23 protein-coding genes are annotated in these 18,066 nt (G+C 67.4%); 15 read left to right on the top strand and 8 right to left on the bottom strand.

The window, feature by feature from the left end; all coding sequences use genetic code 11:
- The first annotated feature begins 9 nt into the window (after positions 1–9).
- From G6N55_RS14925 to eccE, 8 genes are all read left to right on the top strand, one after another.
- A complete protein-coding gene (locus G6N55_RS14925; protein ID WP_085222554.1) occupies positions 10–318 on the top strand; it encodes a PE family protein in 309 nt (102 codons plus the stop codon).
- 2 nt (positions 319–320) lie between these two features.
- Positions 321–1,802: a PPE family protein gene (locus G6N55_RS14920; RefSeq protein ID WP_085222555.1), complete on the top strand. Its 1,482-nt coding sequence runs from the start codon at positions 321–323 to the stop codon at positions 1,800–1,802.
- A gap of 54 nt (positions 1,803–1,856) precedes the next feature.
- Positions 1,857–2,150 (top strand): type VII secretion system protein EsxG, encoded by a 294-nt coding sequence (esxG, locus tag G6N55_RS14915; protein WP_085222556.1) that lies wholly within the window; start codon positions 1,857–1,859, stop codon positions 2,148–2,150.
- A 32-nt stretch (positions 2,151–2,182) separates the two neighbouring features.
- A complete protein-coding gene (locus G6N55_RS14910; protein WP_025736523.1) occupies positions 2,183–2,473 on the top strand; it encodes a WXG100 family type VII secretion target in 291 nt (96 codons plus the stop codon).
- Between the two features lie 10 nt (positions 2,474–2,483).
- Complete coding sequence (locus G6N55_RS14905) at positions 2,484–3,362, top strand: ESX secretion-associated protein EspG (protein WP_085222557.1); 879 nt, start codon at positions 2,484–2,486, stop codon at positions 3,360–3,362.
- A gap of 83 nt (positions 3,363–3,445) precedes the next feature.
- The gene (gene eccD / locus G6N55_RS14900; RefSeq protein WP_139826866.1) at positions 3,446–4,846 is read left to right on the top strand and encodes a type VII secretion integral membrane protein EccD; all 1,401 of its coding nucleotides are present in this window, start codon (positions 3,446–3,448) and stop codon (positions 4,844–4,846) included.
- Positions 4,843–6,255, top strand: coding sequence for a type VII secretion-associated serine protease mycosin (gene mycP / locus G6N55_RS14895; protein ID WP_085222559.1), 1,413 nt, complete (start codon positions 4,843–4,845; stop codon positions 6,253–6,255). The genes eccD and mycP overlap by 4 nt, the downstream gene beginning before the upstream one ends.
- The gene (gene eccE, locus G6N55_RS14890) at positions 6,252–7,262 is read left to right on the top strand and encodes a type VII secretion protein EccE (RefSeq protein ID WP_085222560.1); all 1,011 of its coding nucleotides are present in this window, start codon (positions 6,252–6,254) and stop codon (positions 7,260–7,262) included. Before mycP ends, eccE begins: the two co-directional genes overlap by 4 nt.
- Here the strand turns inward: eccE and G6N55_RS14885 are convergent.
- Positions 7,249–8,451 (bottom strand): alpha/beta hydrolase family protein, encoded by a 1,203-nt coding sequence (locus tag G6N55_RS14885; protein WP_232078757.1) that lies wholly within the window; start codon positions 8,449–8,451, stop codon positions 7,249–7,251. The genes eccE and G6N55_RS14885 overlap by 14 nt on opposite strands.
- A gap of 154 nt (positions 8,452–8,605) precedes the next feature.
- On the opposite strand from G6N55_RS14885, the gene G6N55_RS14880 reads away from it, so the two are divergent.
- Positions 8,606–9,385 (top strand): trans-aconitate 2-methyltransferase, encoded by a 780-nt coding sequence (locus G6N55_RS14880; protein ID WP_085222562.1) that lies wholly within the window; start codon positions 8,606–8,608, stop codon positions 9,383–9,385.
- A 6-nt stretch (positions 9,386–9,391) separates the two neighbouring features.
- Here the strand turns inward: G6N55_RS14880 and G6N55_RS14875 are convergent, their stop codons facing one another.
- Together G6N55_RS14875 and bluB are read right to left on the bottom strand one after the other, a co-directional pair.
- Entirely contained in the window at positions 9,392–10,753 is a 1,362-nt protein-coding gene (locus G6N55_RS14875) for a sulfatase family protein (RefSeq protein WP_139826899.1), read from the bottom strand.
- A 179-nt stretch (positions 10,754–10,932) separates the two neighbouring features.
- Positions 10,933–11,646, bottom strand: a complete 714-nt coding sequence (gene bluB, locus G6N55_RS14870; RefSeq protein ID WP_085222564.1) for a 5,6-dimethylbenzimidazole synthase — start codon at positions 11,644–11,646, stop codon at positions 10,933–10,935.
- Positions 11,647–11,692: 46 nt separating this feature from the next.
- Between bluB and G6N55_RS14865 the strand changes: the two genes are divergently transcribed.
- Positions 11,693–11,977, top strand: coding sequence for a hypothetical protein (locus G6N55_RS14865; RefSeq protein WP_085222565.1), 285 nt, complete (start codon positions 11,693–11,695; stop codon positions 11,975–11,977).
- Between the two features lie 18 nt (positions 11,978–11,995).
- Here the strand turns inward: G6N55_RS14865 and G6N55_RS14860 are convergent, their stop codons facing one another.
- Positions 11,996–12,445, bottom strand: a complete 450-nt coding sequence (locus tag G6N55_RS14860) for a DUF4383 domain-containing protein (protein WP_085222566.1) — start codon at positions 12,443–12,445, stop codon at positions 11,996–11,998.
- Between the two features lie 129 nt (positions 12,446–12,574).
- Here G6N55_RS14860 and G6N55_RS14855 point away from each other — a divergent pair, with 129 nt between their 5' ends.
- The gene (locus G6N55_RS14855; RefSeq protein WP_085222567.1) at positions 12,575–13,471 is read left to right on the top strand and encodes an alpha/beta fold hydrolase; all 897 of its coding nucleotides are present in this window, start codon (positions 12,575–12,577) and stop codon (positions 13,469–13,471) included.
- Between the two features lie 41 nt (positions 13,472–13,512).
- Here G6N55_RS14855 and G6N55_RS14850 read toward each other — a convergent pair whose 3' ends face one another.
- Positions 13,513–13,992, bottom strand: a complete 480-nt coding sequence (locus G6N55_RS14850; RefSeq protein WP_085222568.1) for a winged helix-turn-helix transcriptional regulator — start codon at positions 13,990–13,992, stop codon at positions 13,513–13,515.
- A 110-nt stretch (positions 13,993–14,102) separates the two neighbouring features.
- Here G6N55_RS14850 and G6N55_RS14845 point away from each other — a divergent pair, with 110 nt between their 5' ends.
- Together G6N55_RS14845 and G6N55_RS14840 are read left to right on the top strand one after the other, a co-directional pair.
- Positions 14,103–14,603, top strand: a complete 501-nt coding sequence (locus G6N55_RS14845; protein ID WP_085222569.1) for a tautomerase family protein — start codon at positions 14,103–14,105, stop codon at positions 14,601–14,603.
- Positions 14,596–14,847, top strand: coding sequence for a hypothetical protein (locus tag G6N55_RS14840; RefSeq protein ID WP_085222570.1), 252 nt, complete (start codon positions 14,596–14,598; stop codon positions 14,845–14,847). The genes G6N55_RS14845 and G6N55_RS14840 overlap by 8 nt, the downstream gene beginning before the upstream one ends.
- 10 nt (positions 14,848–14,857) lie before the next feature.
- On the opposite strand, the gene G6N55_RS14835 is transcribed toward G6N55_RS14840, so the two are convergent.
- Positions 14,858–15,340: a hypothetical protein gene (locus G6N55_RS14835; protein WP_085222571.1), complete on the bottom strand. Its 483-nt coding sequence runs from the start codon at positions 15,338–15,340 to the stop codon at positions 14,858–14,860.
- Between the two features lie 68 nt (positions 15,341–15,408).
- Between G6N55_RS14835 and G6N55_RS14830 the strand changes: the two genes are divergently transcribed.
- Positions 15,409–16,056: a phosphatase PAP2 family protein gene (locus G6N55_RS14830; RefSeq protein WP_085222572.1), complete on the top strand. Its 648-nt coding sequence runs from the start codon at positions 15,409–15,411 to the stop codon at positions 16,054–16,056.
- Between the two features lie 74 nt (positions 16,057–16,130).
- The gene (locus G6N55_RS14825) at positions 16,131–16,796 is read left to right on the top strand and encodes a L,D-transpeptidase family protein (RefSeq protein ID WP_085222573.1); all 666 of its coding nucleotides are present in this window, start codon (positions 16,131–16,133) and stop codon (positions 16,794–16,796) included.
- A 3-nt stretch (positions 16,797–16,799) separates the two neighbouring features.
- On the opposite strand, the gene G6N55_RS14820 is transcribed toward G6N55_RS14825, so the two are convergent.
- Both G6N55_RS14820 and G6N55_RS14815 read right to left on the bottom strand, forming a co-directional pair.
- Positions 16,800–17,279: a nuclear transport factor 2 family protein gene (locus tag G6N55_RS14820; RefSeq protein ID WP_179968069.1), complete on the bottom strand. Its 480-nt coding sequence runs from the start codon at positions 17,277–17,279 to the stop codon at positions 16,800–16,802.
- Positions 17,280–17,416: 137 nt separating this feature from the next.
- Complete coding sequence (locus G6N55_RS14815; RefSeq protein WP_085222575.1) at positions 17,417–18,037, bottom strand: TetR/AcrR family transcriptional regulator; 621 nt, start codon at positions 18,035–18,037, stop codon at positions 17,417–17,419.
- Positions 18,038–18,066: the final 29 nt, after the last annotated feature.

Below are 18,066 nucleotides of genomic sequence, written 5' to 3'. Positions count from 1 at the left end.
GGAGTCATTGTGACGTTGCGAGTTGTTCCTGAAGGCCTGGCGGCGACGAGTGCGGCGGTGGAGGCGTTGACGGCGCGGCTGGCGAGTGCGCATGCGGCGGCCGCTCCGGCGATCACCGCAGTGGTGCCGCCCGCGGCGGATCCGGTGTCGCTGACGACCGCCGCCGGATTCAGCGCCCAGGGCCAGATGCACTCGGTGGTGGCTGCCGAGGGCGTCGAGGAGCTGGGCCGCGCCGGTGTCGGTGTGGGAGAAGGTGGCGCAAGCTATCTCGTGGGTGACACCGCGGCCGCCGCTACGTACGGAGTGGGCGGCGTCTGACAATGACTGCGCCTATCTGGATGGCTGCTCCGCCGGAGGTGCATTCGGCGTTGCTGACCGCTGGTCCGGGACCGGGGCCGCTGTTGGCGGCCGCCGGCGCGTGGACCTCGCTCAGCACCGAATATGCCAATGCGGCAGCCGAACTCAGTGGGCTACTGGGGCAGGTACAAGCGGGGGCGTGGGAAGGGCCGAGCGCCGCGCAGTATGCGGCCGCGCACGTCCCGTATCTGGCGTGGCTGATGCAGGCCAGTGCCGACAGCGCGGGCGTGGCCGCCCAGCATGAGGTCGCGGCGGCCGCCTATACCGGCGCCCTGGCGGCCATGCCCACCCTGGGGGAGCTGGCCGCCAACCACACCATTCACGGGGTGCTGGTGGGGACGAATTTCTTTGGGATCAACACGATTCCGATTGCGGTCAACGAGGCCGACTACGCGCGGATGTGGATCCAGGCCGCGACCACGATGAGCACCTATCAGGTCGTGTCCGACGCGGCCCTGGCGGCGGCGCCGCAAACGGGCCCCGCGCCCAACGTGCTGCGGCCCGGTGGCGAAACCAACAATTTCTCCACGCTGGCCGCCAACGACTCCGATTCCGGCAACTGGTGGGACAACCTGCTCAGGCAGCTGCAGCAGTTCTTCCAGAACCTGTCCGACATGATTCAGCAGTTCATGCAGAATTTGGGGCCGTTCCTGGTGGCCAATGGCCCATTGCTGTTCTTCCTCGCTTACCAGCTGGTCACCAACCTGCTCGGCTGGCCCACCTGGGGCGCGATCTTGACCGCACCATTCCTGATCCCCCTGGTCATCGGCATCGGCGCCTACTTTTATCTGCAAGGTCTCGGCGATCTACCGGATGATCTGGTGCCCGCGGTGGTCCCACCGGCGTCGGCGTCCCAGGCTCCCTCGATGCCGCCGGTGGCAGCCATGGCGCCGCCGGCACCGTCGCCCGCCTCGGCTCCGGCGTCCGCGCCGGCCTCGGCGGCCGGTGCGGCCCCCGCACCGGCACCCGCGCCGGTCGCTGGGACTTTCGGCTACCTGGTGGCCATGGGCGGCGATCCGGAATCCGGCTTCGGCCCCACCCTGGGTGGCCGCGGCGGGATCAAGGCGCCGGCCGCGACCATCCCGGCGGCCGCCGCGGCGGTGCCGGGCCGGGCGGCCGCGGCGCGGCGGCGCAGGCGGGCCGCAATGCGTGACCACGGCGACGAATTCCTCGACATGAACGTCGATGTCGACCCCGACTGGGGCGGCGCCGATGAACAGGAGCTCGTGGGGGCGGCGATGGCTTCGGGAAGTGGAGCCGGGCGGCTGGGGTTTGCCGGAACCGCGCGCAAAGAAGCGGATCTGCAGGCGTCGGGGTTGACCGAGCTGGCCGGCGATGAGTACGGCAGCGGCCCGCGGATGCCCATGGTGCCGAGAACCTGGGACCAGAACGGCGCGGGCCCGGGCGAGCCCGATGAAGCGGGGGGAGGGGGCTCCAAAAGTTAGCAACATGTCAGCCAACAGCCGAAATCATAAGGGACAGAAGAGAAAGGAAACGTTGTGAGTCTTCTGGATGCACACATTCCACAGTTGGTGGCCTCGCAGTCGGCGTTCAGCGCCAAGGCGGCCCTGATGCGCAGCACGATCCAGAGCGCCGAGCAGGAAGCGATGTCCGCCCAGGCGTTCCACCAAGGTGAGTCCTCGGCCGCATTCCAGGCCGCGCACGCCCGGTTTGTGGAAATGGCCGCACGGGTCAACACCCTGCTCGACATCGCTCAGGCCAACCTCGGCGACGCAGCGGGCACCTACGTGGCCGCTGATGCCGCCGCCGCCTCCGGCTACACCTCGTTCTGAGCTGACCACTAGTAACCGCGAAAGGACTTGAGATGTCGCAGATTATGTACAACTACCCGGCGATGCTGAGCCACGCCGCCGACATGTCGGGCTACGCCGGCACGATGCAGGGGCTCGGCGCCGACATCGCCACCGAGCAGGCAGCACTGCAGAACGCCTGGCAGGGTGACACCGGTATGACCTACCAGGTGTGGCAGGCCCAGTGGAACCAGGCCATGGAGGCGTTGGTGCGTTCCTACCAGGCGATGGCCAGCACGCACGAGAACAACACCCTGGCCATGTTCGCGCGGGACACGGCCGAAGCCGCCAAGTGGGGCGGCTAGTCCTCCCTCGATGAGTGTCGAGCCCAATGCCGTCGAGCTGACGGTCGAAAACGCGTGGTTCATCGCCGAAACCATTGGAGCGGGCAGCTTCCCGTGGGTTTTGGCGATCACGACGCCGTATCGCGATGCCGCGCAACGCGATGCGTTCTTCCGAGAGCAGAAGGACGAGTTGACCCGGATGGGTCTGATGTCGCCAGACGGCGTCGTGAACCCGGCGGTCGCCGACTGGATCAAGTTGGTGTGTTTTCCCGAGCAATGGCTTGATTTGCGCTACGTGGGCTCCGGCGCAGCCGGCGATGCCGGCGAGTTGCTGCGCGGTGTGGTCGCGCGGCGCCCCGGCACCACCGGCAAGTCTTCGAAGACCGTCGTCGCGCTACGCAGCGCGCAGCTGGTCACCTTTACCGCCATGAACATCGACGATGCCCGCGCGCTGGTTCCGGTCCTCGGTGTGGGGCTGGGCCAGCGGCCGCCGGCGCAGTTCGCCGAGTTCAGCATGCCGACACGGGTTGGGGCCCGCGCCGACGAGCGTCTGCGCTCCGGTGCGCCGCTGACCGAAGTCCTTGACTACCTGGGCATTCCAAAATCAGCGCGCGCGGTGGTGGAATCGGTATTCACCGGTCCGCGTACCTACGTCGAGATCGTCGCCGGCTGCCAACGCGACGGGCAGCACGCCACCACCGAAGTCGGAATGAGCATCGTCGATACGACCTCGGGCCGGATCCTGGTCAGTCCGTCCCGCGCGTTCGACGGCGAATGGGTCTCGACGTTCAGTTCGGGAACCCCGTTCGCCATAGCGGTCGCGGTCGAGCACTTGACCGGGTGCCTGCCCGATGGCCACTGGTTCCCCAATCAGCGGCTGTCCCGAGATTTGTCCATCCAATACGCGTAAATCACAACCAGATAGAGAGAGAGCACGATGTTCCAGGAACGGCCGCAGGCCAATTCGAGGGTCCGGTGACGTCCGGCGCCGTCATGCCAATCGTTCGCGTGGCCATCCTCGCGCACAGCAGGCTGACAGAAGTTGCCCTGCCCGCCGAGCTGCCGCTGCGCGAAGTCCTGCCCGCGGTACAGCGATTGGTGGTCCCGACGGCCCAGAACGGCGACGGCGGTGACCCTGACGGCGCGGTTTCCCAGCTGAGCCTGGCCCCCATCGGGGGAGCGCCGTTCAGTCTGGACGCCAGCCTGGACACCGTCGGCGTCGTCGACGGGGATCTGCTTGCGCTGCAGCCTGTTCCGTTAGGGCCGTCCGCGCCCGGCATCGTCGAGGACATCGCCGACGCCGCGATGATCTTCTCGACATCGCGGGGCAAGCCATGGGGCATTGCGCAGATCCAGCGCGGGGCGCTGCTCGCCGCGATCCTGGTGGCTTTCCTGGCGACGGGCCTGGGAGTGACCTACCGCGTGGCCACCGGCGGCCTGGCCGGACTCGTCGCGGTCAGTGTGATCGCGGCGGTGACCGCGATCGCCGGTTTGTTCGTCACGCTGCGTTCGGAACGCACCGGGATGGCGCTGTCCGCGTCGGCGCTGGTGCCCATCGGTGCCGCCCTGGCGTTGGCGGTGCCCGGGAAGTTCGGGGCCGCACAGCTGGTGCTGGCCACCGCCGGTGTGACCGCGTGGTCGCTGATCGTCCTGATGGTGCCGACCACCGAGCGTGAGCGCATCGCCGGTTTCTTCACCGCGACCGCGGTGGTCGGCGCCGGGGTGTTGTTGGCCGCGGTCGCCGAATTGCTTTGGCAACTACCGATATTGACCATCGGAGCCGGACTGATCGTGGTGGCGCTACTGGTGACCATCGAGGCGGCGCAGCTTTCCGCCCTGTGGGCGCGGTTCCCGTTGCCGGTCATTCCGGCACCGGGCGACCCGACCCCGTCGGCGCCCGCGCTTCGGGTGCTCGAGGACCTGCCGCGGCGGGTGCGTATCGGTGATGCCCACCAGAGCGGCTTCATCGCCGGCGCGGTGCTGCTCAGTGTCCTGGGATCGGTGGCGATCGCGCTGCGGCCCGAGTCGTTGAGCGGCTGGGGCTGGTACGTACTGGCCGCCACCGCGGCGACCTCCGTCCTGCGTGCCCGCGTGTGGGATTCGGCCGCGTGCAAGGCCTGGCTGCTGGCTCAGCCGTTCCTGGTCGCCGGTGTCCTGCTGGTGCTCTACGCGTCGACCGGACGTTTCCTCGCCGCACTGATCGCGGCGGCGGTGCTCGTCGCGCTGGTGCTGGCATGGGCGGTGGTGGCGCTCAACCCGAGCATCGCCTCACCGGAGACCTATTCGCTGCCGGTGCGCCGCCTGCTGGGCTTCGTCGCGACCGGCCTGGACGCTTCGCTGATCCCCGTCATCGCCTACCTGGTCGGCCTCTTCGCCTGGGTGCTCAATCGATGATTCGTGCCGGATTCGCCTGCCTCACAGCGGCGTTGGTCTTCTCGCAGGCCATTGTGCCGTGGGGCTGTCCGCAGGCATCGGCGATCAGCCAGCCAGTGGTCGACCCGGGCGTGCAACCGCCTAGCGGGACTGCCGGACCGGTGCAGCCGATGGAGCAGCGCGGACCCTGCGCCGCCTCGGGCGTCATCGGCGGCAGCGATCCCGCCGCCGTGTCGCCCAGTCAGGCAATGCTGAATCTTCCCGCGGCATGGCAGTTTTCCCGCGGCGAGGGTCAGCTGGTGGCGGTGCTGGACACCGGTGTGCGGCCGGGGCCCCGGCTGCCCAATGTCGATCCCGGCGGCGATTTCGTGGAGACGACCGACGGCCTGACCGACTGCGACGGGCACGGCACACTGGTCGCCGGAATCGTCGCCGGCCAGCCGTCCGCCGAGGACGGCTTCTCGGGGGTCGCGCCCGCGGCCCGGGTGCTGGCGATCCGGACGGCGTCCGGCAAGTTCTCGCCGCGCTCACCGGGCGGCGATCCGATGGTGGCGCGGGTGTCTCTCGAGGTCGCGACGCTGGCCCGGGCGATCGTGCACGCGGCCGACCTCGGCGCCCGGGTGATCGACATCTCGGAGGTCACCTGCATGGCCGCCGATCGGCCTGTCGACCAGGCCGCGCTCGGTGCGGCGATCCGCTTCGCGGCGGTGGACAAGGACGCGGTGATCGTGGCGGCCGCCGGAAACACCGGGTCTTCCGGATCGTTCGGCGGCGGAATGTCTTGCGAGGCCAACCCGCTCACCGATCTGAGCCGCCCCGACGACGCGCGCAACTGGGCCGGCGTCACTTCGGTCTCCATTCCGTCGTACTGGCAGCCGTACGTGCTGTCGGCGGCCTCCCTGACGGCGGAGGGCCAGCCGTCGAAATTCACCATGTCCGGGCCGTGGGTCGGTATCGCGGCCCCGGGCGAAAAGATCGTGTCGGTGAGCAATCGCGACGGCGGCGGCCTGGCCAACGGCCTGCCCGACGAGCATCAGCAGCTGAGCGCGCTCAGCGGCACCAGTTACGCGGCCGGCTACGTGGCGGGCGTCGCGGCGCTGGTCCGCAGCAAGTACCCCACCCTGTCCGCCTCCGAGGTGATGCACCGGATCACCGCGACCGCGCATAACGGCGCCCGGGCGCCGTCGAACCTCGTCGGCACCGGAAGTGTGGACCCGCTGGCGGCCCTGACCTGGGAACTGCCCGCGAGCACCGGGCCGGCCGGAACGCCGGTGAAGCCGGTCGCCGTGCCTCCGGCACCGGCGCCGAAAGACAACACCCCGCGGACCGTCGCGTTCGCCGGGACCGCCGCGCTGGCGTTGATTGTCGCGGCGGTTGCCGCCGCGGCCGCGATCACCGCCGCGCGCCGACGGAAGGAGACGACCTCGTGAGCTTGATCCCGATTCCGGGGAGCGCCCGAATCACGTTGGCGGCACTGGCGATAGTGCCCGCGGCGCTGGCCTACCCCTGGCACACGACGCGCGACTACTGGCTGCTCGGCATTGCCGCCGTAGCGGTGATCGTGTTGTTCGGTTGGTGGCGTGGACTGCACTTCACCACGATTCTGGGGCGCCGGCTGGCCATCATGAGCCGTCGTTCCAACCAGACCGACGAGTCCGACATCCAATCCGCCGTTGCGGCAGCGACAACCGCGCTGGTGCGGATCGGCCCGTCCAGCGCCGACGGCGCGGTGCTTCCCCTGGAGCTGATCGCCCGGTACTTGGACCGCTACGGCATCCGCGCTGACAAGGTCCGTATCACCAGCCGCGACAACGCATCCGACGCCTCGCGACGCGAGACGTGGATCGGCATCACGGTGTCGGCCGCCGACAACCTGCCGGCACTGCAGGCCCGTTCGTCGCGCATCCCGCTGTACGAGACCGCCGAGGTTGCCGCCCGGCGACTTGCCGACCACCTGCGCGAGATCGGTTGGGAGGCCAACCCTGTCGCGCCGGATGACGTGCCACGGTGGGTGACGGCCAACGCCCGCGAGAGCTGGCGTGCGGTGCAGCGCGGCACCTCGGATTTCGTTGCCGCATACCAGATCGTGGTCGATGCGGGCTTGCCCGCGACGTTGGAGGCCATCCGGTCGCATGGGGCTCGCGAGACGTGCACCGCGCTCGAGATCGCCGGCGCGCGCTCAGGTGACCAGAACACGGTCGCGGCCGCGTGCGCCTTCCAGACCGACGCGATGCCCGAAGGCGCGCCACCGGTGGACGGCCTGATCCCGCAGCGCGGCAACCAAGCGCCGGCGCTGGCGGCGCTGGACCTGTTGTCCACGCAGCGACTTGACGGCCACACCGCCCCGCCCGCCGGCCTGCTGGGCGGCCTCGACTGGCCGACGCCGATCACGGGCGCGCACCGCGCTGCGCGCACCGAGGCGGCTAGTCCAGCATAAAACGGTGCAGGAAGCCGGTCATCCGGCGCAGATAGTCCAGCTGGCTCACGTGTAGCACGTGACTGCCCGGAAACCAGTGCAGCGCACAGTGATCCCAATGCTCCCAGAGCATCACGGCCTGGCCCGGGGGAGCCATCCGGTCGGCGAGACCGGTGATGATCATCCGCCGGTCTTTGGGAATCTGCGGCTGATAGTTCAGGGGGCAGTGGTAGGCGAGCCCGGCGTCTAGTTCGTCGCGGTTGATGCTGCACAGCCCAAGGCCCAGGCCGACCAGTTTGTTGGCCGGGAACCACTGGTCGAACATCGTCGCCGGTGTGACGACCGGGCAATTGGGGATGACGGCCTCCAACCTGTCGTCGACGGAGGCCACCAGTGCGGAAGTGTAGCCGCCCAGCGAAATGCCGGTCAGCGCAATACGATCGACGCCGGTGTGACGTAAATAGTCGATGACGGACCGGAAGTCGTGCACGGCCTGGGCCATCGATTCGGCGAACCCGCTCAGCCCGCCGGCGAAATAGCCGAAACCACTGAACGGCGAGTACTTTTCGGCGCGCTGGCCGTGGAACGGCAACGTGAACAGCAACACGTCATAGCCGGACCGGTAATACCACGGCATCGAGAAGAAGCGGCCGTTCGCCAGATACGACGACCCCATGAAGCCGTGGATCACGCACAGCGTGGGACGCGGCCCGTCGTCGTGGCGCCAATGCTGGGCGCGCGCGGTGTTGTTGGACCCCCACGCATTCCACCGTTCGCGCATCGCGGGGTTGATCGCCGTGAAGCTGCTGGGAAACGAGATGTTCTCGACGGTGCCGCGGGCGATCCATCTCGCGAGCGGACCTGCGGGCCGCGACGACACCCGGGGCAGTTCGGTGGGTGCCGGAAACGACTTGACCGGGTCGTGCTCGGCGGCCAGCTCGGCGTAGAAGTTCAGGTTGCTGCGTTCGCTACCGGATTTGGTGTGGCGCAACGAGGTGGCAACCACGACCGGTGCGGCCGTCGCGGCCAGCAGCGACGAGACCCAGGTGCGCAATGCGATGTCGCCGGCGGCCGACGCCGCGACCACCCCGCGTTCGTGCGTCGACAAGGCCGAAAGCGGGGGCAATCCGTCGGCTCCGGGCGGCACATCGGCACCGGGAATGTCGGGAACCGGAAGGGGCGGATCGATCGGATCTGTGTCGCTCCCCACGAATGCCGATGCTAACGCGCCCGACGGCGGATTCTGGGCATTTGACGGGTTCCGCGCGGATTCCGGGGCCACTCGGGCGGCGCGGGTGCACGATGCGGTAATACGGTTTTGTCTATGTGGCCGACCAGCCGCGGTGTTGATCAGGAGGACCGACATGTGGGATCCAGACGTCTACCTGGCATTTGCAGACCATCGCAGCCGTCCGTTTTACGACTTGCTCTCGAGAGTGGGGGCCGAGCGGGCGCGCCGGGTGGTCGACCTGGGCTGCGGACCCGGCAACTTGACGAAGTACTTGGAGAAGCGCTGGCCCGGCTCGGCAATCGAGGCGATGGACACCTCGCCGGAGATGGTGGCCGCCGCCCGGGAACGCGGGATCGATGCCTCGGTCAGCGACTTGCGGGAGTGGAAGCCGAAACCCGACACCGACGTGGTGGTCAGCAACGCCGCCCTGCATTGGGTTCCCGAGCATGCCGACCTGCTGGTCCGGTGGGCGGGCGAGCTGCCGTCCCGATCGTGGATCGCGGTCCAGATTCCGGGTAACTTCGAAACTCCGTCACATGCCGCGGTGCGGGCCGTGGCACGCCGCGAACACTACGCAAAGATGCTGAAGGACATACCTTTCCGCGTCGGCGCGGTGGTCCAGCCGCCGGCGTACTACGCCAATTTGTTGATGGATGCGGGCTGCCGGGTCGATGCCTGGGAGACGACGTATCTACACCAGCTGACCGGGGAACACCCAGTGCTGGAATGGATTACCGGCACCGCGCTGGTCCCGGTGCGTGAGCGGCTCGACGACGCGGGCTGGGAACAGTTCCGTGAAGAACTCATCCCGCTGCTCGACGACGCCTACCCGCCCCGTGCCGACGGTACGACAATCTTCCCGTTCCGGCGGGTGTTCATCGTCGCCGAGGTCGGCGGCGCCGACGGCGGATAGCGCTGCCTACTCCTCGACGCCGCGGTCGGCGGCGATCGCCGACCGGCTTGTCGGTGTCGTGTGATGGATCTGCAGGTACGTCTCGGTATAGCGCATCGCGATGCGGGTGCCGGCGAAGTCCGACGGGATGACGTCGCCGGTACGCTGGCGCCAATCATTAAGGCGGACAGCTAAATCCGCGGCAACCGCGTCCATGCCCGAATCGCCGTCGGCCAGCAGGTTGGTGGTCTCGGTGGGATCGGTTCGCAGATCGTAGAGTTCGCGCTCCGGGCGTGGCGATTTCACGAACGGCGCAACCGCCAAACCCGAGGGGCTCTCTTCGATGTCCCAGGGCAGGTCTAGTAGCGGGCGTGGCACGTAGTTCTCGATGTAGCTGTATTCCTTTGTGCGGATTGCCCGAATCGGATCGAACGAGTCGTGATAGGTCTTCATCGTGTACACCTGCTCACGCACCGGGTCGGCCGGTGTGTCCGGGGCGAGCAGGGCGTGCGCGTGCGAGACGCCCTCGATCTCGGCGGGCACGTCGAGGCCCAGCAGCTCCAGCAGTGTCGGCACCAGGTCGACGCCGCTGAACAGCTCGTCGTAGACCTGAGGTGTTGCGGCGCGGCTGGCCGGCGGGCGGATGAGCAGGGCGATGCCGGTTCCGGCGTCGTACAACGTGGATTTCGCCCGAGGGAAGGCGGGGCCGTGATCGGTGAAGAACACCACCCAGGTGCTGGCGTCCAGGCCCGTCTCGGCCAGCGTGTCCAGCATCCGGCCCACCGCGGCGTCGGCCGTGCTGATGGCGCCGTAGAAGTCGGCCAGATCGCCGCGCACCTCCGGGGTGTCGGGCAGGTAGTCGGGCGGATCGACGGCCGCGCTGTCGGCCGGCTCGTAGCGGTCTCGCGGATAGGGGCGGTGGGTCTCGAAGAATCCGGCCGTCAGCAGGAACGGTTGGTCGCCCCGCGCCGCGGCGTCGGTGCGCAGCCAATCCTGGACTCTGTCCACCACGTAGTCGCAGTAGGAGTTGGACACGTCGAATTCGTCGAAGCCCAGACGTTTCGGGTAGGACGTCTCGTGCTGCATACCGAAAAGCACCGAATGCCAGCCCGATTCGGACAGGATCTGGGGCAGGGTCTGGACGCCGGCGCGGTATTCCCAGCCGTGGTGGGCCAGGCCGACCAGTCCGTTGCTCTGCGGATAGCGACCGGTGAACAACGAGCCCCGCGACGGCGTGCACAGCGGTGCGGTGGCATGGGCCCGGGTGAACAGGATGCTCTCGGCGGCGAGCCGGTCCAATCGCGGGCTGGTGACGTCCGAGTGACCGTAGGCGCCGAGATAGCGCCCCAGGTCGTGCCAGTGCACGATCAGTACGTTGTCGCCGGTCATCTCCGTCACCTTTACACCTTGCCTTGCGACCGGCGACGATACCCGCAGCGACGTGCGATGAATCTGGGTGTGCCACCCAGTCCATCGCCGAACGTGCTCTCAGGGCGGGTTTTCGGCCATTTTGTCGCCATGAGAGCACGTTCGGCGCATGGTGCGCGTATGACTCACACCGAGTGGGATTACGCGGGCCGGCCGGGCCGGGCGTCCGGCGGCTGAGACCATCGGTTTTCGGAGACGAACTCCGACAGCGGTCGTGCCCGCGTCCAGCCGTCGAGCTCGAGGGCCGGCCGGTCGGGGAATTCGGGCACCGGTCCGACGCACAGGATGGCCACCGGCTCGGCACCGGCCGGCATTGCCAGCAGCTCGGCCAGGGGTTGCGGATCGAACAGCGAAACCCAGCCGACCCCCAGACCTTCGGCCCGAGCGGCCAGCCACAGGTTCTGGATCGCGCAGGACACCGATGCCAGATCCATCTGCGGCAGCGTGCGCCGGCCGAAAATGTGGACGTCGCGATTGTCCGCCAGCGCCACCACCAGGAGTTCGGCGCATTCGAGGATGCCCTCGACCTTCAGCCGCAGAAACTCCGCGCCGCGCGGTCCCAGCGCTTCGGCGGTGCGCGGGCGTTCCTCGTCGACGAGGGCGTGGATGCTGCGGCGCACCGCGTCATCGGTGATCCGGATGAACCGCCACGGTTGCATCAGCCCGACGCTGGGGGCGGCGTGCGCGGCCTGCAACAGGCGGGCCAGCACCTCCTCGGGCACCACGCTGCCGGGCACGAACCGGCGCATGTCGCGTCGTTCGGCGATCACCCGGTAGACGACGCGACGGTCTTGCGAGCTGAACGCATGTTCGCTCACAGCGCCATCGGAGTACTCACCGGGGGAGAATGGCATTAGCGTCAATGTATCGCGCAGTCCCACAACAGCAAGGGAGCGTGCAGTGAAGTATTCGGACGTGCTCGAACAACTGCCCACCGACGGCAGCGCCGGCCGTGTCTACGGCGAGCCCTTCGAGACCAGCGACGGTACCACCGTGATCCGGGTCGAAAAGCCCCTCGGCGTCTTCGTCATCCACGCGGGCAAGGGCACCTGGGTGCCCGCCGTCGACGCCAGTCGCGTCGCGCTGCTCGGAGTGCTCACCGGTCTGCTAGCGGCGGTCATCGGCAGCCTCGCGGTGCTCCGGCAGCCGCCGTGGCCCCTGATGACGATCACCGAGAACCGGTAGCGCCGACCGCCGACGAGATCAACGCCCCGCGGACCGATGGTTCGCGTGCAGATCGGCCAGCGAGTTTTTGAGGCCACCGTCGATGTGGATCTGCACGGCCGCGGCCGCGGCCATCACCGCCCCGGTGACCAGGTGGACCACGGCGTCGGTGGTGTTGTTGGGGAAGGTGAAAACGACGGCGACCTGGTGCGAGAAGAAGGCCCAGATGCCCGGCAGCGCACCGCCGATCGCGGCGAGGATCAGATACAGCACCGCCCACGATTTTCGTCGGGCGAACACGAAGCCGGGCGCGAAGAGGGCCAGTCCGGCCACGGCGTGCCACCCGTTGTAGTCCATGCCGAGCAGCTGCACGGTCGGCGCGCCGGGACCGGTCGCGAAGCTGGGTTCGAGAATGAATCCGATCACGGACTCAATGACGTGCAGCGCACAAATGATCAGCAGAGCGATCTGCGCGAAACTCCACTTCACCGCGCACCTCCCTGGGGACGGCGGGTAATAGTCGAATACTACATAGCGTAGTAATTGTTGCCAAGAGTTGCCGCTAATGTGAGACGTCGATTGGGCTGACTTTTCATCGCGAACGGGAAGGATCCGGACTTGTTTTCCCGTTCTCGCCTGACCCCGGCCGAGCCGTCGTGGTTCACGGCCGCACTCGCGCAAAAGCCGGACCATTGCGATGCCGAGGTCGACGGCTGCCGAATACACGTGCGCGCCTGGGGTGACCCGGACCAACCGCCCGTGGTGTTCGTCCACGGTGGCGCCGCGCACTCCGGCTGGTGGGACCACATCGCCCCGTTCTTTTCCCACACCCATCGCGTGATCGCACCGGATCTGTCCGGACACGGCGACAGCGACACCCGCGCCAGCTACGACCTGGAAACCTGGGCGCGGGAAGTGATGGCGATCCTGCCGGCCGCCGGGGCCTCGGGCCGGCCGACCATCGTCGGCCACAGCATGGGTGGTTGGGTGGCGGCGACCGCGGCGATCAATCGTGGCGACGAGATCAACAGCGTCGTGGTGATCGACTCGCCGTTGCGAGACCGTGCGCCCGAAGCGGCAAGGCTGCGCAACCGCAAGCGCACCGAGTATGGATCACGAGACGAAATCCTGTCGCATTTCACAGCGGTGCCCCGGCAGGAGCTGGTGCTGCCCTACGTCGCCAAGCACATCGCCGCCGAATCGGTCCGCAAGGCCGGAAAAAAGTGGGTTTGGAAATTCGACCCGACCATCTTCGATGGTGAATTGCTCGAGCCAGAACCCGACGACGAAGAGTCGCTGGAGACCATGATTGCCCAAATGCGCTGCCGCATAGGCTATCTGAGCTGCGAAGCTGGATTGGTGTCCGCTGCCATGGGCGAGCTGCTGCGGTCGCTCTTCCAACTCAGGGGCCCGTTCGTGCAGCTGGCCGAGGCGGGTCACCATCCCATGCTCGACCAACCGCTGCCGCTTGTCGCGACGTTGCGCACCCTGCTCGAATTCTGGTCGATCACCTAGCTTTCGTCGGAAAGCATTGGTTGAAACCGTAATTCGTACCTCTACGCGCCGGCTGCAAGGCGGGCACCGGGTCCGGGCACGGCGTGCAGGTCTCGGGCGGTCAGCAGCGTGCCGTCGTGGGGGCAGTGCAGGATTGCTTCGACGGGGTGGCCGCAATCGTCGTGCAAGACCTTGACCGGCGGTCCGTCCTCGTCGGCTTCCCAGCGGTCTCCCCATTGCATCAGGGCGATGACGGCGGTGATGAGGTCCAATCCCTTGTCGGTGAGCCGGTATTCGTGTCGCTCGCGTTGTCCGGGTTCGCGGTAAGGGACCCGCCGGAGTATCCCGGCCTCGGTCAGGGTCAGCAGGCGATCGCTGAGGATGTTGCGCGCACATCCGATGCGGGCCTGGAACTGATCGAATCGGCGGGCACCGTAGAACGCTTCACGCATCACCAGCAGGGTCCACTTTTCGCCGACGACGTCGAGTGCCCGCTTGATCGAGCAATTGTCGGCGACATAGTGCTCACGCATGTCGGACATATTCAGACCCTATCAGAGTTTGACATTGCAACCCAGCCTTTCTAGGCTGCGTTGTATTACACAACTCAGAGCGGTTCAGGCCCGCCGCCCCGATCGGAAGGCAGACCGTTATGCCCATGCTCGACGTCTACATTCCCGACCAGGCCTTGCCGGCAGATGCCGAAAAAGACTTGCTGCGCCAGCTCGCCGAGATTCTGATCGAACACGAGGGGGCCGACCCATCCGATCCGGTTGCGCGGTCGCTCGCCAAGGTGTGGCTGCATCGGCCCGCGGCGATGCTGCACGCCGGTGAGACACCCTCGGCCCCGCACTACAAGGTGATCGCCTCGGTGCCCCAAGGCCAGCTGGACGATGCGCGCACCGCGAGCGTCGTCGCCGACATCACCAACGCCATCCTGGCGGCCGAAGAGGGGCGCTACGACCAGGACCCATTACGAATCTGGGTCATTGGCAACGAGATTCCCGACGGCAACTGGGGCGCCGGCGGACGGGTGGTCCGTCTTGCGGACATCGCGGGCGCCGTGTTGCGTGACCGCGACAAGGGGCGTGACTACGCCGAGCAACGCCTGGCTGGGCGCGACGTCGCGTTCGCGGAGTCCTCCGGTGACTGACCTCGCGGTCGGGGCCAGCCATCCCGCGGGCAACGAGCCTGTGGCGTGGCGATTGCCGGGCGGGGGATCGGCACGCACCTTCAGCGCTCGAAAATTCGCGCGCCGGATAGCCGAGACCGTGATCGCCGGCTGCGCCGTGGTCATTTCACCGCGGCGCAGGGAGCGGCCTGCCCAACCCCACTACCACCGGCGCGAACGTTTCGTCGAGGACGCGGCGATGTCCCGCGAGATGTTCAGGCTGTGAGAGGGCCCGCTCACGGACTGTAGGTGACGCCGACCGCGCGCACGACGCAGTCTGGCGTCATGTCGAACGTCAACGTACGTGCCGGCAACCCGCTGAGCACATCCGGCGGGATCTCGGCCTTGTAGACCAGCGACAGTTCGCCGCTGAACTTGTCGTCGACCTGCGCGACGTCGACGTTGACCTCCAGGCCCGTCGACGAGATCTCCACTCGGGCCGCGCCGGTGGGCGGTGCATCCCAGCGGACGTCGACGGTCACGCCGGCCAGCTTCGGCAGCATCGACAGCGTCGCGAGCACTCGTTCCCTGGTGAGCACGAGCGAGCCCGTGTAGTAGGCGACGCTGTGCGGCAACCGCACACCGGGGATGACGCCGCTGAACCGCCTGGTCACCGCGACGTAGTCGGCGAGGTAGAGCACCCCTTCGGCTTCGACCTGGGCATGCAGGTCGTCGGGTAGCTTTCCGATGCCGAGCAATCTGCGGACGATGACCGCCATGAAGCCAGTATGACGCGGAACCGAGTGGGGTCCACCGATCCGCGTGGTGAGCCTGGTATCGCTTAGGGGTGACTCGCCCACGGCCGTCCATGGCCGCCTATGCCGCGCTGGTGGCCGTCGCGGTCTATGCGCTGATGTGGGTGGGGTACCGCCAGAATTGGGGCTGGCTGCATGGGCTGGATTGGTCGTTGCTGAACGCCTCACACGACGTCGCGGTCAAGCATCCGATGTGGCTGCGGTTCTGGGAAGTCGTGACGAATGTGCTGGGGCCGGTCCCGCTGCGGCTGGTGGGCACGGTGGCGACGGTGGTCGCGCTGCTGCGGCGCAACGTGCGCGCGGCGCTGGTGCTGTTCGCCTGCGGGCTGCTGAACGGGTTGGTGACGCAGGCGGCCAAGGGCCTGGCCGATCGTCCGCGGCCGTCGACCATGCTGGTGCCCATCGCGCAGACGTCGTTTCCCTCCGGGCACGCGCTGGAGACGATGGCGTCGGTGCTCGCGCTGCTGGCCTTCGTCGTGCCGATGATGAACGCGACGATGGGGCGTATCGCGATGACGGTGAGCGCGATCATTCTGTTGGTGGTCGGGATCTCCCGGGTCGCCTTGAACGTGCATTACCCGTCCGACGTCCTGGCCGGCTGGGCGCTCGGATACCTCTACGTTCTGCTGTGCCTGGCGGTGTTTCGTCCTAAACCACTGCCGTGGTGGGCTTTTCGTTGATCACGAGGCTGTGACCCAACCGGGGCCAAAGCTTGACTTGACCCCGAGCTTGGCGTCGCCGGACGATGGAGTGCATGCGCCGACTGCTCGCTTCGCTGTGCGCCCTGTGGATTTCGCTCGTGCTCGCGCCGACGGCAGGTGCCGCCCCGGCCGGCACCCCGGGCGCCGTTCCGTGGTTTGCGAACTCGGTTGGCAATGCCACACAGGTGGTTTCGGTTGTCAGCACCGGCGGTTCGAACGCGACGATGGAGATATTCCAGCGCACCGCGGCGGGCTGGCAGTCGCTGCGGTCCGGCATCCCGACGCACGTCGGGTCGGCGGGCATGGCGCCGCAGGCCAAGAGCGGCGTTCCGGCCACGCCGATGGGCGTCTACAGCCTTGACGCCGCATTCGGCACCGCGCCGAATCCCGGTACCGGACTGCCGTACACCCAGGTCGCCGGACCCAACTACTGGTGGAGCGGCGACGACCACAGCCCGACGTTCAACTCGATGCAGGTGTGTCCGAAGGCGCAGTGCCAGTTCAACACGTCCGAGAGTGAGAACCTGCAGATCCCGCAGTACAAGCACGCGGTCGTGATGGGCGTCAACAAGAACAAGACGCCGGGTGGTGGCGCCGCCTTCTTCTTCCACACCACCGACGGCCAGCCGACCGAGGGTTGCGTGGCGGTCGACGATGCTCAGCTGGTGTCGATCATGAAATGGCTGCGGCCCGGCGCAGTCATCGCGATCACCAAGTAGTGCTCAGCCGGCGCTGTTGATGGCGCGACCGGGCTTGACGTTGAAGTCCATGCCCTTCAACGACATTGTGGCGTCGTAGGTTCGGTCGTAACCGGTTCCGCTGATCTTCCAACCGTTCTCGGTCCGCCGGTAGGTGTCGCGGTAGAAGGCCGCACCGATCAGCATGAAGTCCAAATCGGCGACGATGACCTTGTCCTGCAGATACCAACTGCCCGTTGCGGAGTCGCCGTCCACGATGATCTCGGGATGGGTCACCCGGTGCTCGGTGAGGACGTTCGCGGGCAGCGAGGTCCGCATGTACTCGACCAAGTCGGCGCGGTTGGTGAAGTGCAACTCGTTGCCGATCGACGGCCCGTAGTCTGCCTTGATGTCGTCGGCCAGGGTGTCGGTGAAGTCGTCCCAGTGCTTGGTGTCCAGTGCGCGCAGATACCGGTATTTGACTTGCTTGATGGCTTCGATGTCGGCCAGATCGTCGAGGGTCATCCCGTCATTGCAGCACACGGGTCGCGGGCATCCTCCTGCGGACCGGTTGCGTCGCCGAGACTTAAACCATTGCGAGCCGGCGCGGCGTGTCGTGTGCGTGGTTTAAGTGTCGCGGACAGGTGGGCGGCCCGATCCCGTCATTGCAGCACACGGGTGACCATGTCGATCAGGGCCCGTCGCTCCAGGCTCCAATCGATGGTCGTCCCGGTGACCATCTGGGCCAGCACCACACCCCGTAGCGTGGCCCAAATCACCTCGGCCACACCCGCATTCGCCGGATCCGTGGTGATCAGCCGACCGAGCTGGGCGATCGCGGAGTTCATCTCGAGCAGGTGGCGCCGCGAGGAATCACCGAGGCTGCCGCGAGTGGCTCGCAGGATCTCGAACGCGGCCATCGACGTCGGACTGCTGTAGCAACTCCACGCGGTGTCGATGACGACCTCGATGCGCTGTTGTGGCGGCAGCTCGCTGACGTCGGCCGACGACAGGCTTTCGATCAGCCGGTCCACCCCGTCGTCCACGACGGCCATCAGCAGGCCGTTGCGATCACCGAAGTGGTATTGGATGACGCCCCAGGTGACACCGGCACGTTCGGCCACGTGCTTGGCGGTGGCGGCGGCGAAGCCTTCCTCCTGGATGCAGCGCACCGTCTCGTCGATGATCTTCGCCCGGGTGTCGTCGCCACGTTTGCGCGGCGCACTGGTGCGCCGGGTCGGCCTGACCGAGCGCCCGTGTGTCTGGCCTCCGACGATGAACATCGTTGACTTTATAACATAGTCGAGTCTAT

The sequence above is a fragment of the Mycobacterium florentinum genome, assembly GCF_010730355.1.
Classification (GTDB): domain Bacteria; phylum Actinomycetota; class Actinomycetes; order Mycobacteriales; family Mycobacteriaceae; genus Mycobacterium; species Mycobacterium florentinum.
This window is presented reverse-complemented; position numbering and strand designations above follow the sequence as displayed.

Coding starts and splice junctions, on each gene's coding strand:
- G6N55_RS14905 (WP_085222557.1), top strand. CDS start 2,484: ATGAGTGTCGAGCCCAATGCCGTCGAGCTGACGGTCGAAAACGCGTGG.
- mycP (WP_085222559.1), top strand. CDS start 4,843: ATGATTCGTGCCGGATTCGCCTGCCTCACAGCGGCGTTGGTCTTCTCG.
- G6N55_RS14920 (WP_085222555.1), top strand. CDS start 321: ATGACTGCGCCTATCTGGATGGCTGCTCCGCCGGAGGTGCATTCGGCG.
- G6N55_RS14845 (WP_085222569.1), top strand. CDS start 14,103: ATGCCCATGCTCGACGTCTACATTCCCGACCAGGCCTTGCCGGCAGAT.
- G6N55_RS14820 (WP_179968069.1), bottom strand. CDS start 17,279: ATGACCCTCGACGATCTGGCCGACATCGAAGCCATCAAGCAAGTCAAA.
- G6N55_RS14850 (WP_085222568.1), bottom strand. CDS start 13,992: ATGTCCGACATGCGTGAGCACTATGTCGCCGACAATTGCTCGATCAAG.
- G6N55_RS14910 (WP_025736523.1), top strand. CDS start 2,183: ATGTCGCAGATTATGTACAACTACCCGGCGATGCTGAGCCACGCCGCC.
- G6N55_RS14880 (WP_085222562.1), top strand. CDS start 8,606: ATGTGGGATCCAGACGTCTACCTGGCATTTGCAGACCATCGCAGCCGT.
- eccD (WP_139826866.1), top strand. CDS start 3,446: ATGCCAATCGTTCGCGTGGCCATCCTCGCGCACAGCAGGCTGACAGAA.
- G6N55_RS14815 (WP_085222575.1), bottom strand. CDS start 18,037: ATGTTCATCGTCGGAGGCCAGACACACGGGCGCTCGGTCAGGCCGACC.
- G6N55_RS14825 (WP_085222573.1), top strand. CDS start 16,131: ATGCGCCGACTGCTCGCTTCGCTGTGCGCCCTGTGGATTTCGCTCGTG.
- G6N55_RS14875 (WP_139826899.1), bottom strand. CDS start 10,753: ATGACCGGCGACAACGTACTGATCGTGCACTGGCACGACCTGGGGCGC.
- bluB (WP_085222564.1), bottom strand. CDS start 11,646: ATGCCATTCTCCCCCGGTGAGTACTCCGATGGCGCTGTGAGCGAACAT.
- G6N55_RS14835 (WP_085222571.1), bottom strand. CDS start 15,340: ATGGCGGTCATCGTCCGCAGATTGCTCGGCATCGGAAAGCTACCCGAC.